16 protein-coding genes and 1 tRNA gene are annotated in these 14,530 nt (G+C 43.0%); 1 reads left to right on the top strand and 16 read right to left on the bottom strand.

Annotation, left to right across the window (positions count from 1 at the left end; genetic code table 11):
• Positions 1-205: 205 nt before the first annotated feature.
• From H2672_RS13065 to clpP, 5 genes are all read right to left on the bottom strand, one after another.
• Positions 206-1,240: a sugar-binding transcriptional regulator gene (locus H2672_RS13065; RefSeq protein ID WP_186672070.1), complete on the bottom strand. Its 1,035-nt coding sequence runs from the start codon at positions 1,238-1,240 to the stop codon at positions 206-208.
• A 136-nt stretch (positions 1,241-1,376) separates the two neighbouring features.
• Positions 1,377-1,619, bottom strand: coding sequence for a glutaredoxin family protein (locus H2672_RS13070; RefSeq protein ID WP_370569650.1), 243 nt, complete (start codon positions 1,617-1,619; stop codon positions 1,377-1,379).
• Positions 1,620-1,704: 85 nt separating this feature from the next.
• A complete protein-coding gene (locus H2672_RS13075; protein ID WP_186672072.1) occupies positions 1,705-2,502 on the bottom strand; it encodes a TPM domain-containing protein in 798 nt (265 codons plus the stop codon).
• A complete protein-coding gene (locus H2672_RS13080) occupies positions 2,499-3,077 on the bottom strand; it encodes a LemA family protein (protein WP_186672073.1) in 579 nt (192 codons plus the stop codon). Before H2672_RS13080 ends, H2672_RS13075 begins: the two co-directional genes overlap by 4 nt.
• 178 nt (positions 3,078-3,255) lie before the next feature.
• Complete coding sequence (gene clpP / locus H2672_RS13085) at positions 3,256-3,876, bottom strand: ATP-dependent Clp endopeptidase proteolytic subunit ClpP (protein ID WP_186672075.1); 621 nt, start codon at positions 3,874-3,876, stop codon at positions 3,256-3,258.
• Positions 3,877-4,066: 190 nt separating this feature from the next.
• Here clpP and H2672_RS13090 point away from each other — a divergent pair.
• Positions 4,067-4,138: transfer RNA gene (locus H2672_RS13090), tRNA-Arg, on the top strand.
• A gap of 590 nt (positions 4,139-4,728) precedes the next feature.
• On the opposite strand, the gene H2672_RS13095 is transcribed toward H2672_RS13090, so the two are convergent.
• From H2672_RS13095 to lgt, 11 genes are all read right to left on the bottom strand, one after another.
• Positions 4,729-4,986 (bottom strand): HPr family phosphocarrier protein, encoded by a 258-nt coding sequence (locus tag H2672_RS13095; RefSeq protein WP_186672077.1) that lies wholly within the window; start codon positions 4,984-4,986, stop codon positions 4,729-4,731.
• A gap of 36 nt (positions 4,987-5,022) precedes the next feature.
• A complete protein-coding gene (gene whiA / locus H2672_RS13100) occupies positions 5,023-5,970 on the bottom strand; it encodes a DNA-binding protein WhiA (protein WP_186672079.1) in 948 nt (315 codons plus the stop codon).
• Between the two features lie 25 nt (positions 5,971-5,995).
• Positions 5,996-6,979 carry a gluconeogenesis factor YvcK family protein gene (locus tag H2672_RS13105; protein WP_186672081.1) on the bottom strand — a complete coding sequence of 328 codons (984 nt, stop codon included), beginning with the start codon at positions 6,977-6,979 and terminating at the stop codon, positions 5,996-5,998.
• Between the two features lie 4 nt (positions 6,980-6,983).
• On the bottom strand, positions 6,984-7,874 hold the full coding sequence (gene rapZ / locus H2672_RS13110; RefSeq protein ID WP_186672083.1) for an RNase adapter RapZ: 891 nt from the start codon (positions 7,872-7,874) through the stop codon (positions 6,984-6,986).
• Positions 7,871-8,353 (bottom strand): NUDIX hydrolase, encoded by a 483-nt coding sequence (locus H2672_RS13115; RefSeq protein WP_186672084.1) that lies wholly within the window; start codon positions 8,351-8,353, stop codon positions 7,871-7,873. The genes rapZ and H2672_RS13115 overlap by 4 nt, the downstream gene beginning before the upstream one ends.
• Positions 8,354-8,560: 207 nt before the next feature.
• A complete protein-coding gene (trxB, locus tag H2672_RS13120) occupies positions 8,561-9,511 on the bottom strand; it encodes a thioredoxin-disulfide reductase (protein WP_186672085.1) in 951 nt (316 codons plus the stop codon).
• Between the two features lie 449 nt (positions 9,512-9,960).
• Positions 9,961-11,481 carry a tetratricopeptide repeat protein gene (locus H2672_RS13125; protein WP_186672086.1) on the bottom strand — a complete coding sequence of 507 codons (1,521 nt, stop codon included), beginning with the start codon at positions 11,479-11,481 and terminating at the stop codon, positions 9,961-9,963.
• Positions 11,482-11,566: 85 nt separating this feature from the next.
• Positions 11,567-12,091 (bottom strand): acyltransferase, encoded by a 525-nt coding sequence (locus tag H2672_RS13130; protein ID WP_186672087.1) that lies wholly within the window; start codon positions 12,089-12,091, stop codon positions 11,567-11,569.
• The gene (ppaX, locus tag H2672_RS13135; protein ID WP_186672088.1) at positions 12,088-12,741 is read right to left on the bottom strand and encodes a pyrophosphatase PpaX; all 654 of its coding nucleotides are present in this window, start codon (positions 12,739-12,741) and stop codon (positions 12,088-12,090) included. The genes H2672_RS13130 and ppaX overlap by 4 nt, the downstream gene beginning before the upstream one ends.
• A complete protein-coding gene (locus tag H2672_RS13140; protein WP_186672089.1) occupies positions 12,734-13,678 on the bottom strand; it encodes a nucleoside recognition domain-containing protein in 945 nt (314 codons plus the stop codon). Before H2672_RS13140 ends, ppaX begins: the two co-directional genes overlap by 8 nt.
• Before the next feature lie 15 nt (positions 13,679-13,693).
• Positions 13,694-14,503: a prolipoprotein diacylglyceryl transferase gene (gene lgt / locus H2672_RS13145; protein WP_186672091.1), complete on the bottom strand. Its 810-nt coding sequence runs from the start codon at positions 14,501-14,503 to the stop codon at positions 13,694-13,696.
• Positions 14,504-14,530 lie beyond the last annotated feature (27 nt).

Consider the following 14,530-nt stretch of genomic DNA (forward strand, 5'->3'; position numbering starts at 1 on the left):
AAAAGCGCAAGGCGCCGTCCAGACGCGACAGGCATAAGGCGGACCGACGAAGTGGCGTTCTTTGCCACGCAGCCGGGCTGACTTATGACCCGAGCGTTTGGCGCCTGGAGCCTAGACACCGTTCTCTATTTAAAAGTTTCTTATATCTATACAAAGCCCATCTAAACCTATTCCCTGAAAAGACCCGTCTTAGTCATTTATACGTTTATTTATTGACGAGTATTTTCAGCATTTCAGTTGCGGCACCTTCATCAGTTACTAAAACCGTTTGTTTCGGTGCGCTTGCCATATAAGCCAAGATAGCTTCTGCTTTACTGCTTCCGCCGGCGACTGAAATGATAAGCGGAATCTTCATAAGATGGCCAGTCTGGATCCCAATCGTCCGTAACCTATGAACAACGTTTCCATCCTGGTCAAAATAATAACCGAACGCTTCGCCTTTAGCTCCATTGTCATGGATCATATCCTGCTCTTCTGTGGGCGTATTACGCATAGTTGCCATTGTTTGTGCGTCGCCTACTCCATGCAGAACACAATCTGTTGTGTCGTAAAGTTCGAGCATTTTCAAAACAGAAGGTTCTTTTCGGAACGCTTCATGGGCTTCTTCGCTTAACGACTCTGGGTAATAAAATGTACTATACGTACCTCCGCATGCCGAGGCAAAAGAAGCCGCAATGACATTCGCTTGCAATCCAATATCATCACCTACACCGCCTCTTGCAGCGATGAACAGCAGATTATTGGCACCATTAAATTTTTCGATATGAAGTGGAATCGATGCAATTGTGCTTCCTCCGGTGACGGCTACTACTTTGCCTTCGCCGATTTCAGCAGAAAATTGTTTCGCCGCTTCCATACCCAATAAGTTTTTCGAAGCGATATCGGTATCACAGTTACCCGCAACAACTTTGACTGATTGAATGCCAAGGAATTCCATTAGTCTCTTTGCAATAGACGTACGCCCTGACCAGTCATCCATTGAAGACTCAAGTGCAAGTAACACAGACAATCCTTCAGTGGTGATTGAAGCGCCGTCTTTTGCAATATGAATTAGATTTTGACCCCTTAGCATATCCATCATGGTGCGCGTTTCCCTCTCTGATAAACCAGCCATTTGGCCGAGCGGACGCCTCCCAATTGGACCAGCCATTTTTACGAGTTTTAATAGCCGGTATCTTTGCTGCATTAACTCCATCATTTCTGGTACGAGTTTGCTCTGTGCATCCATCAAAACGTCCAATGGCTGCCCTCCTCTTAATTAAAGGGACAAGTAACGTCCCTACGGTTTAAATAACGTCCCACGTAAAGCAAAAAAATATTTCTACCTTCAGTATAGCTCTTTCCATTAGACTTTACAAACAAAAGAGCATAAATTATCAGAATAAATCAATGATATCGGCGTAGCCAATTGACCCGTAAAGCATCACATCGCCATTCTTTTCGATAACAGGAATCAAAAACATATATTTCTCATGACTTTCATCATCAGTTTCTATATCCACTTTCGTCCACGTTAGCGGGAAATCTTCTTGAACAAGTTTCATCATTAACTCAGCTTCCTCACAAAGATGACAGCCTGGTTTTGTATAAAATGTCACATGCACCCTAATGCACCTCACTGCCTCTATAATACCTTAAGTATAAATGAATAACGGGAGCATGCACAGGATGTTGCCCACGCATGCCGCCTGTTATCATTTCCTTTTACCAGCTTCGGCCTGCTCCGCCTCCACCGCCGGAACCACCGCCACCGAAACCACCAAAACCGCCGCCGGAACTGCCGCCACTACTTCTGCCGCCAAAAGAACCAGGGAAGAAAATTGGCCCCCCACCGCGTCGTCCACCCGAACCGCCTCCTCCACGGCCTCCTCTATTACTGATAACACGGAAGACAATGTAAATTATGATGAATAGAATGACGGGGAATGGAATACCGAAACCGCCATCATTTGAGTCGGAATCTATAGTTTTGACGTGCACAACCGCACCATCCCAGCCATATTCAGCTGCGATTTCATTATAGAATGATTTATATGCTTCCATGATCGCCATGTCAGGCTGCTGCTTATTCAAATAAGGAACAGCTACTTCATCCATTATACGTCCTACTTTTCCGTCCGGAAGGGCACCCTCTAATCCGTACCCGACCGATAGTTCGAAATGTCGTTTACCATCGGAGTTTTTCTCTGTTGTGACAACTAGCAAAGCTCCGTTATTTTTTTCCTTATTACCTAATTTAAATTCCCTGAGCTTCTCTACCGCATATTCCTCTACTGGCTCATCGCCTATGCTCGGGAGGATTAACACCGCAAGTTCCGCTGTCGTAGCATTATTTAATTGAATCCCATATTGCTCAAGTTCCTCTTTCTGTTCAGCGGACAACACATTCGCAGTATCTTGAACGACCGGAACAGCAGCATCCGCCGAAAACACTGCTGAATTTAACGATGTAAAAACAATCAGACATGCCGTCACCAGTACGCGGACAGCTTTTCTAATCATTCCTTACCATCCCCAAAATCGACATTTGGTACTTCATTTGCAGCTGCGTCGGCTTTAAAGTATTCTTTTTCATCATATCCAAAAATGGATGCAACGATTTTTCCAGGGAATCTTTTCACTTTCCTATTGTAATTGGCAACTACATCGTTATAATCCTTACGTGCAACACCCAATCGATTTTCGGTCCCCGAAAGTTCATCCATTAATTGTCTGAAGTTCTCATTCGCCTTCAAATCAGGGTAGTTTTCAACGACTACGAGAAGACGGCTAAGCGCTCCGGATAAGTCAGCGTTTGCATCCGCTTGTTCCCCAGGCCCTTTTGCACCGGCCAATCTGGCACGAGAATCCGCAATATCACTGATAATCCCTTTTTCATGGCTTGCGAAGCCTTTTACCGTGCTTACCAAGTTAGGTATCAAATCAAGTCTCCGTTGTAGTTGATTTTCCACTTGTGCATACGCCAGGTCCACATCTTCTTCTAAATTAACGAATTTGTTATAGCTTGGAACCAGTATCATAGCCAAAACTGCAAGTATAATTACGATTACCGCAATTGGTCCTAAAACTTTTTTCATGTTAACACTCCTCACGAGTTAGTTACTTTCATTTACCCTCTCGAACACCGTGCCGAAACTTTTTCTACAGTAGTATATACAGTATGACGATTGAAAAGGTTTCATTTATTCTGTGGCAACGTTTTTTTAGCCACAAAAAAACCGGCCTCCCATAGTGGAAAGCCGGCTTTCGTACAACTTATTTAGATTCAGGTTTAGTTTTAGCTCCGTCTTTCATGTCACTGCGTGTAATAATATGGTCAATTAAACCATATTCTTTCGCACGTTCAGCTGTCATGAAATTGTCGCGGTCCGTATCTCTCGCAATTACTTCAACTGATTGGCCAGTACGCTCAGCAAGAATCAAGTTAAGTTTTTCACGAGTGAAAAGGATATGTTTTGCAGCAATTTCAATTTCTGTTGCTTGCCCTTGTGCTCCACCCAATGGTTGGTGAATCATTACTTCTGCGTTAGGAAGCGCATAACGTTTCCCTTTAGTACCCGCCGCAAGTAGGAACGATCCCATAGATGCAGCCATTCCCATACAGATTGTTTGGATTTCAGGTTTGATGAATTGCATTGTGTCAAAAATAGCCATTCCAGCAGTGACGCTTCCCCCGGGGCTATTAATGTAGATTGAAATATCTTTATCCGGATCTTCTGCTTCCAAAAATAGGAGTTGAGCAACGATAGAGTTCGCAACGTCGTCATTGATTCCACTTCCAAGCATGATAATACGGTCTTTCAATAGACGTGAATAGATGTCGTAAGCACGCTCACCGCGGCTAGTCTGTTCAATTACTGTAGGTATTAGATTCATTCTATTTCCTCCTTCAAGCTGGATAGTGTTGTCTACCTATTGAAACATAACTTCGTTTCAACTGTAACTTTATCATACATAGTATGGTCAACGAAGGTCAAATATAACGCTTTCAAAATAAGCATTGCATTCATTGAGCTACACTAGTATAATAAGTCTAGTCTGCTGCAAAAGTTAGCGGATTTGTAACGCCCTCGTGGTGCAACGGATAGCACGTAAGCCTCCGAAGCTTAAAATGTGAGTTCGATTCTCGCCGAGGGCATATCCCAGTATAAGGTTTATACTGTAAAATATTCATCTGCTTTTTACAAGCGGATGAATATTTTTTTGCGTTTTTTTGGGGGGCTGTGATAGTTTATAGACTCGCCATGCAGTTTGCCGAGTTGCCAGGACAGTTCACGACTATCCTCTCACAGTTTGCTGAAATGCCATGACAGTTCGACATTCCCCTCACAGTTTGCTGAAATGCCATGACAGTTCGACATTCCCCTCACAGTTTGCTGGGTTGCCATGACAATTCACGACCTTGTCCTCACAGTTTGCCGAAATGCCATGACAGTTCGACCTTCTCCTCTCAGTTTGCCGAGTTGCCATGACAGTTCGACCTTCTCCTTACAGTTTGCTGGGTTGCCATGACAATTCACGACTTTCCCCTCACAGTTTGCTGAAATGCCATTACAGTTAGACCTTCCCATCACAGTTTGCCAAGTTGCCATGACAGTTCACGACTTTTCCCATATAGTTTGTTAAGTCGCCTTGATTTTGGACCGCATCCCCATAACTTCAAACCCAATCTCCATAAAAAAACCGTTACCGCTTGTCATTTGACAGCGCTAACGGTTAATCCTTTATTTAATTGTCATTTTCAACAAGGGCAGCGAGCGATTCGAGAGCCTGTTCCTCGTCGCTTCCCTCCGCGATCAATGTGATTGTTGTGCCGCGCGCAATGGCTAGGCTCATTATCCCCATTATACTTTTAGCGTTTACTTGGCGTTCTTCTCTTTTCAAAAATACGTCAGCCAAAAATCTATTTGCTTCTTGGACAAAAAGTGCTGCTTGCCGTGCTTGTAATCCTGATTTCAACTTCACTTCAACTATTCGTTCTGCCATGACAGTGCCAGCTCCTCTCTTGGTTCGACAGCGGATTCACCGACTACCGATTCCCCCATTGCGAAGATTATCCGCAATTTCTTCGATTTTTCTTAAGCGATGGTTCACACCGGATTTACTTACCATTCCGCCCGAAACCAGCTCTCCAAGTTCCTTCAACGTAATATCTTGATTGTCTACCCGAAGCCTTGCGATTTCTTGTAATCTATCTGGTAATTCAGCAAGTCCAATCGTACTTTCAATAAACTTTATATTTTCAACTTGGCGCTGTGCTGCACCAATTGTTTTATTCATATTCGCGGTTTCACAATTCACAAGCCTGTTCACACTATTTCGCATATCGCGTATGATTCGTACATCTTCAAACTTCATTAAAGACACATGCGCGCCGACAATACTAAGAAAGTCCGATATTTTTTCCGCTTCCTTTAAATAAGCAATATACCCTTTTTTCCGCTCAATAGACTTCGCGTTCAAATGATATTTGTTCATCAGATCGACTAAGTCTTCACTATGTTCTTTATATATGGAAAAGATTTCAAGGTGATAGGAAGATGTTTCCGGGTTATTAACGGAACCCCCTGCCAGAAAAGCACCTCGTAAATAAGCGCGTTGACAACATCTCTTTTTTACCAATTCCTTTGAAATCTCATTTTTAAATTGAAATGTTCCTGTCAGAATTAGAAGTTCTTCCAGAAGGGCTTTTGCTCCGCTCCTAATTCGGCAAATGTAAACGTTGTTTTTTTTCAAGCGCATCTTTTTTCGAACAAGCAACTCTACTTTATAAGGATACAACCGTTTTAAATTCGTATAAAGGCGTCTTGCAATCGCAGCGTTTTCAGTTTGCACGTCCAGACTTAACTGTTTATTAGAAAAGGAAAGTGCACCATTCATCCTAATGAACGCCGCTACCTCTGCCTTCGTACAACAGTCATCTGCTTCTATCTGTGTCATTTCCTTTTTTGTTTCTGAAGCAAAAGACATGATTCTTCCCCTTTCTCGGCGACGATCACGTCTGTTCCGTTTTGTTTCCATTTTCCATATAATCTATGAGCCATTTAGCTACTTTCTCGGAATCATGTATGATAGTTCCATTTAATAATAAGCAAATGTCTCTCACTACGATATTTGGTACAAGTTGTTGAAGCGTTTCCAAATCGTTTTCGACAGGCCAAGGCGGCCCCGTCCATTCTGTACCACCCTGCAACGTAGAAAACTCTGTACCGTTCAATAAAACCGTATCGATAAAGGATTCACCCGCATGATCATACAATGCCTGCACATGCTCAGAGGCCGTATAGCGATATGTTTCTCCTGCTTGCGTCGTCAAGTTGTTAATATACACCTTTTTCGCCTTACATGACAAGACCGCTTTACGAATTGATTGGACAAGAAGTGCTGGCAAGATGCTCGTATATAAGCTACCTGGACCAATAATAATCAGGTCGGCAGAATTGATGGCTTCTATTGTTTCAGGTAACGGTTCAACTTCTTGTGGCGATAAATACACTTTGCGAATTTTACGTCCGTAAACCGGAATTTTCGACTCACCAGTCACGATTGTACCGTCTTCGAGTTCTGCATGCAATGTGATGCGCTGATTAGCGGCTGGTAATACTTTCCCTTTGATGTTCAACACCTTGCTCATTTGCTCGACTGCACGGGCGAAATCACCGGTGATATCCGTCATAGCAGCCAGCATGAGATTGCCGAGTGAATGACCTTTCAAATCTTCCGAAGTAGCAAAGCGGTATTCAAACATCTCTTCGATTAATGGTTCAACATCTGAAAGCGCTGCCATCACTTTGCGTATATCACCCGGAGGCGGAATGTCATATTCATCAAGAAGTCTGCCTGAACTGCCGCCATCATCCGCTACTGTGACTACTGCGGTTAAATCGACGGGATATTTTTTCAATCCGCGTAGTAATGTCGACAAACCTGTTCCGCCGCCTAACACAACGACTTTTTTCAAGTTCCCGGATTTCGGCATAGCGTCAATCCTTTCTTTTTTCAATGTCCCTATGGGTTATTAGTGTCCGATACTCGTCTTTGAACCGGCTTCCGAAAAATTCAGCGAGTGTTACAGAGCGGTGTTGGCCTCCTGTACAGCCGAATGCAATTACAACTTGTGATTTTCCTTCATTTTTATATTGTGGAATTAAGAACTTGAATAAGTCCGTAAATTTTTCAATAAGGATTTGTGTATCGTTCCATTTAAGTACATAGTCATAGACTTCTTTATCGAGTCCCGTCTTCGGTTTCAAATCCTCAATATAGAAAGGATTTGGTAGGAAACGAATGTCAAATACGACATCTGCATCAATGGGCATACCATGCTTAAAACCGAAAGAGAGGAAGTTCAGCGTAAAACCAAGATCATCCTTAGAGGAGAACTCAGACATTATTTTTTCTCTCAATGCCCTTGGTTTTAAACCTGAAGTGTTGAAAATTGAGCGTGCACGGCCTTTCATCTCGGACAATAACAAGCGCTCTTTCTTAATACCTGCTAAGGGCAATCCGCCCGCGGACAGTGGATGTGACCTTCGCGATTCCTTATAACGTCGAACAAGCGTCTCATCGTCTGCATCAAGGAATAATATTCGTGACGAAACACCCTTCATATGCAACAAATCGTCCAGTGCCCCAATGAGCGAATCAAATAGGTCACCTCCACGCGTATCCATGACAGCGGCTATCCTGTTCATTTTATTTTCCGATTTCATCATCAAATTCAGAAACATAACTAATAGCTCCGGAGGCAAATTATCGATGCAATAAAACCCAAGATCTTCAAAGCTCTGCACTGCAACCGTCTTACCAGCGCCTGACATTCCAGTAATTATAACTATTTCAATATCACTGCTTGGCTTCCCTATTTCAGTCATTGTCCATCACCTTCCACTGAATATTGGATTTCCTCTTTCAATAATTTAAATTCTTCGGTGTAAAAAAACGTTCCATACTGTATCCCACTCTTGGAAACTGCAAATAGTAAATTGGTCCGATCTCCTTCCGCCATTGGAAGTGTCGCTAGGCTTTCAACGGGATGCCATTCCAGCACTCCCTCAACTGTCGTTTCAAACGGTTTACCTATTAAGTCAAATGCAATGAATGTGTGGAGCATCCATTCATTTTTAACATTCTCTCCGGTTTCATCCATAATCATCATTGTGTAGACGGCTTTTAGCAGCGGATTAATCGGTACAGCACCGGTTTCTTCAGTGAATTCTCTGACGGCCGTTTCGTAAATCGACTCACCGGTATCCATCTTTCCACCAGGTGCTACATACCAGCCACGACGAGGTTTTTTTAACAATAATACATGATTGTCTTTTACTACTAGTAAATTTACGATTCTCTGCATTTGTCTAACCCCACTTTTTATAAACGCATAGTATCATTATACATCGAACCATTGTAAAACGACAAAAAAAAGGCAAACTACCGGATTAGACCGATAAATTGCCTTTCAAAATTTATTTTATCAAAAGGGGGGTCAATTGATACTATTACTATACACCTTAGACATTGCATTACTGTTACAGCCACATTAAGGTTACATTAAAATCCATTAAGCTTTTGCGCCTAACTTCTCCATCAATTCCTCAACGTATTTCTGTACAGCCTGCGCAGCAATACTACCGTCTCCAGTAGCCGTTACAACTTGACGCAACAATTTCTCACGAACATCCCCAGCAGCATAAATACCGGGTACGGATGTTTCCATGATTTCGTTTGTTGCAACGTAACCGTTTTCGTCAAGAATTCCAAGTTTAGCAAAAGGAGCTGTTAACGGGTCCATTCCGATGTAAACGAACATGCCATCCGCTTCAAATTCCCTTTCGGAACCGTCAACAGTTGACACAAGTGTCACGGAACCAACTTTTCCTTCTCTAGCATTTACTTCTTTGACAGATGAATTCCAGATGAATTCAATCTTGTCATTTGCAAATGCACGGTCTTGAAGGATTTTTTGAGCACGTAATTCACCACGGCGATGAACGATCGTCACCTTATCCGCAAAACGTGTCAAATAAGTTCCTTCTTCTACTGCAGAATCGCCACCGCCTACAACAACGAGCTCTTTCTTACGGAAGAATGCCCCATCACAAACCGCACAATAGCTTACGCCACGGCCTGTAAGTTCAGCTTCTCCGGGAATACCCATTTTTTTGTATTCAGCACCAGTCGTAATGATAATCGCACGGGCTTTATACTCTTTGTCGCCGACAACAATCGTCTTGTAACTTTCTCCATCAATGACGTCTGTAACATCGCCATAAGCATATTCAGCGCCAAACTTACGCGCGTGATCAAACATTTTTGTAGAAAGGTCCGGACCTAATATATGTTCGAATCCTGGGTAGTTTTCAATTTCTTCCGTGTTAGCCATTTGACCACCTGGAATTCCCCGTTCAAGCATTAACGTTGAAAGGTTTCCACGGGATGTATAGACAGCAGCCGTCATCCCCGCAGGGCCGGCACCAATAATAATGACATCATATATTTTTTCATTCGTCATGTGAATTTCCTCCTTAACAACATTTACACACCAAATCGTATAGGATACCTAAGTACCATTCAACTTTTCTGCTTATAAAGAAAAGCGTAAGCGCCTTGGTAGACCCGACAAGCGCTGGAGGGCCTTAAGATAAAGGCGCACTTTGCCTTTAACTTAAGGACTGAAGCGACTCGAGGGGCTAGGCGCTCGAGCTAGACAATAAGAAAAGCGTAAGGCGCCGTTCAGCTCCGATAGGCATAAGACGGGCGGGCTAAGCGGCGTTCTTTGCCGAATAGCCTGACCGACTTATGTCCCGAGGAGTTGGCGGCTGAAGCTAGACACTAAAGAAAAGCGTAAGGCGCCGTCTTAGACGCGACAGGCATAAGTAATCCAGCGACGTGGCGCTCTTTGCCACATAGCTGGATTACTTTCAAGGAACGCAGCTTAAGTACGCCACTTCCTGTAGTCCCTTAGGCATCGAATTGTGGTAAATACTCAATCAATTCTCCGACATACTTTGTCAGCGTCGGAACTGATACACCGAATTCCTTTGCTATCGCTGTTTTGGTCACATCCGGATAACGGGATGACTGGAACATATAATCCGCCGCGGCTGCAAGTGCCGCTGGATTTCTAAACAAATAAGTGCGACTTAATGCAGTCTCGCATAGGGTGAACCACATTTGAAACAGATGGGATGCTTGTTTATCGAGCGGACAATATTTGTTGTACAGTAAGTCCGTTGTTTCAAGTGCCCGCATAAATGACTTATCAAAGTTAGTTTCCGGCATGAACTCATAATCGAGGCCACTTGCCAGGAAAAGTCGCTCATAGTCACTCAGTTTTTCGACTTCAATATAAGATGGATGTGAGATGATTTCCTGTTTATGTCCTGATTTTCCAAGAAGATAAAAACCAAACATCCTTTCACTTCTGTAGGTATTGGTGATTTTACTGAGTAAAAACTCCCTATCCTGCTCGAGTGAGTCAGACGTGATAATCTCCTGGACATCTTTCCACGGCTCGTAACCAGCCTTCGAAGGATCTATTTCAACCAGTTTTGCATATGCGTCCCGCGCAACTTTTTCATGCCCAGAGAAATAAGCAGAATGGGACAGCCAGAAGTAATAGCCTGTATCCCCTTCAAACCCTCTTTTCTGAAGACTTCTGAGCCAATTATAGGCTTCTTTATGTCTGCCAATAAGCGCAAATGTTGCGCCGAGTTTATAGCGATTTTCAAATTGATACGGCTTAATTTTCACAAGTAAAGCAAGTAGGGACTCTAATTCCTCTTCCTTTTTTTCGTAATAATAAAAGACCGCCAGATTGCAAAGTGCATGGATATTTCCTTTATTACGATTTAAAACATCATGAAGTAACTTACTAGCCCGTTCGTTCTCCCCTATATAAAAATAGGCAAGCGCTAAATTGTTGTAAGCCGCCCAAAATTCCGGGTAATCTTCAATAATTGACTCAAGTAATTCCACAGCCGCCTTGAAATCACCCGACTCCATAAGTCGGCGTGCCTTTTCCTGTAAAAAGTACACTTCACCATCCGGCATTTCATCGTCATTAAATGACTCTTCCTGTTCTGCGAAATCAATGATTTCTATTGAATCATCAGCAAATGGGCCATCGGGATCAATTAATATATATTTTTCCGCATACATCTTCGCATCCCGTAGCATACCGAGATGGGCGTGCACTTCCGCCAAATAGAATATAATTTCCTCTTCCGTAGGTGCGAGTGAGTTTGCGGTCATTAGCAGTTCATGCGCTTCCTCGAAACGGCCCTCTTCCATAACGAGCACACCGTATTCCATGAGGATTTTCCAATCTTCAGGGCTTAGCTCTGATGCTCTTTTCAAATACCGCTGCGCATCTTCAAAACGATCGCGTTGCATCGCCTGAATCGCCTTATTATAATAAAATTCACCGTCTGGAATGAACGAAATAATTTTTTCATCGTGCTTCTTACGTAGTTTATCCAATCATATTCCCCCGAAAAAATAAGAAGGAACGCAAAGCACGTTCCTTCTCGTATTGTCCCCCATTATACCATAAGATACATCAGCACTATCTGTTTTCATCTTTTTGTTGTCGCTCAATCATCTGCTCTTGCGTAAAGATGATCTTAACCGGATTGCCACCAGCAAACACACCCGGTGGGATATCACGATTTACAAGGGAAGCGGCAGAAACAATCGCCCCATCGCCAATTTCTACTCCAGGAAGAATTGTCGTATTTGCTCCAATTAATACGTTCTTTCCAATAATGACATCTCCTATACGATACTCATCTATTAAGTATTCATGCGCAAGGATTGTCGTATTGAAGCCAATAATTGAATTGTCGCCGACTTTTATCCGCTCCGGGAACATGACGTCAGGCATAACCATTAGGGCGAAAGACGTCTTATTCCCGACTTCCATTTTCAAAAACGTACGGAACAAAAAGTTCTTCATCGGGATGAATGGTGTATACCTCGATAATTGGATAACAGCAAAGTTTTTTGCCACTTTCAAAAACGGGACCGTCTTGTAAATATGCCAAAGTGAGTTTGCTCCAACTTGTGCGGGATGCCTTTCAGTACGTCTCAACTTTTTTCGCCTTTAACCAATTGCAGTAAATCCGAAATATGCTGCAACATGTAATCTGGATTGAACGTTTGTAAAAAGGCTTCCCCTTTTGCGGACCATGCAACACCCGCTGTACGGACTCCCGCATTTTGTCCACCAACTATATCATGGTAGTTATCACCAATCATAAGGGCTTCATCTACGGTAGCTCCCAATCGTTCAAGTGCCAATAAAATCGGTTCTGGGTCAGGCTTCGTTTTCGTTACATCATCCATTGCTATGACTTCGTCAAAGACCCCTTCTACATCAAGAAGTCCCAAGCCCCGCATAACCATATCTTTTCTCTTTGTTGAAACAATCGCCATTTTCATGCCCGCCGCCTTCAACAACTTCATTGTTTCGGACACACCGTCGAACTCGCTAGAAAGTTCATCATGCATCGATTTATTCCACGCTCTGTATTCTTCAATCAGTTGCTCCGTCTTTTCAGGGTCAATCGAATCGAATGTTTCGTGTAATGTCGGTCCTAGAAACGGTAATATATCGATTCGTTCATATTTTCCTGGGTAGTTTTTTTCAAGGACATATTGAAATGTCCCGATGATCAATTCATTCGTATCCAGTAATGTTCCGTCAAAATCAAATAGTAGTGTAGTAATTGGTTTAGCCATCTGCAACCGGGACCTCCTTCTTTTTCTGTTGTTCAGACCGTTTCCAGACATACGCGACAATGATCGTCAGCACGAAGGCCGTTACGACCCTGATAATCAGTAATGGCAGAATAGGAATGCCAAGTGGGATAAAAATCAGTGTATCTTCTATAACTGCGTGACAAGCAACGAGGAAGATGAATGCTAGTGTTGCGTCCTTCTTGCTCACACCATCCTCTTGTACAGCCTGAATCATAACGCCGGCACCATAAGCAAGGCCGATAACTAGACCCGCGACAAGCGTTGTTGAAGCATTCGGTTGTACACCAATTATTTTCGTAAATGGTGCTACTTTCTCAGAAAACTTCTGCAAATAATGACGATCCTTCAATAACTGGACAAAAATCATTAGTGGGATGACGATTATGGCAAGTTGTAAGACGCCGAATGATGCTTTCTGTACACCAAGCAATCCAATTTCCAACCAGCCATCTGGTATAGCCGTAATTTGCGGAGCCATACCGTATTGCGCCGTCTCCCCTCCGCCTTTCCATAACAAATTGATGACGATACCTGATAGAATAGCTAGCCCATACCGAACAACAATCACGATCCACAGCTTCACACCAACTTTCAGTGCAACGCCTGTTTCAATGAATATATTATGCGAAAACGACAACATGACAGCAATGATGAATACTTCCTTGACAGTCATTTCCAACGATAAAATACCGGCAATTCCCGCATACAGATTGAGTGCATTACCAAGCACCAACGGAATCGCCGCTTCTCCACTCAGACCGAATATCCCCATAAACGGTGCAACAAGTTTAATAAGCCACGGCAACACCGGTGTATGCTGTAAAATGATGACAAGTACTGTGATTGGAAAGATGATTTTCCCCAGTGTCCACGTTGTCAGAAGTCCCGCCTTTAACCCCTTTTGAAGCGTCCCCATTTCTCAAACCCCTTTTTATTTATCTTGATAATTCACATTTACTTTTTGAACATATCTTCGCACTATGAAAACCGCGATTGCAACAATGATTGTGATGACGGATACTAGCTGCGCCGCCCGAAGTTCACCGATGACATATAAACTGTCCGTTCGCATTCCTTCGATGAAGAAGCGCCCAGCAGAATACCAGACAAGGTAGAAAAGAAACATTTCGCCGCGCTTCAAGTTCACTTTGCGCAATGAAATAATAATGACTAGCCCAACAATATTCCACATCGATTCATAAAGGAATGTCGGATGATACGTCACGCCTTCAATCGTCATCTGGTTCATAATCCAATCAGGAATAATCGTTGTTTCAATGAACTTTTCTGAAACAGGACCACCGTGCGCTTCCTGATTCATGAAATTTCCCCAGCGGCCAATAATTTGACCAATCAACAGTCCAGCTGCTGCAATATCAACCACTTTCCAAAATGAAATACCTCTCTTTTTCGTGAAGAAGTACGTCGTAATGAAGGCACCAATTAATGCACCATGGATAGCGATGCCGCCCTCCCAAATTTGAATAATTTGTCCCGGATGGTCTTTATAATAATCCCACGAGAAAATAACATAGTAAATTCGCGCACTAACAATCGCGATTGGAACAGCCCAAATGAGCAGGTCCGTCAAAAAATCCGGATGCATTCCGCGCTTCACCATTTCTTTTTGAACAACAATGAATGCGAGTACAATCCCTAGTGCAATTAAGATCCCATACCACCTGACTTCCAGTGGACCTAGTGAAAATGCAATCGGGTTTATTGCAAGTACATTAAACATGTATCAACCTATCCTTTCTCCATCAAT

The sequence above is a fragment of the Sporosarcina sp. BP05 genome (assembly GCF_014282005.1).
In the GTDB taxonomy this organism is placed as follows: Bacteria; Bacillota; Bacilli; order Bacillales_A; family Planococcaceae; genus Sporosarcina.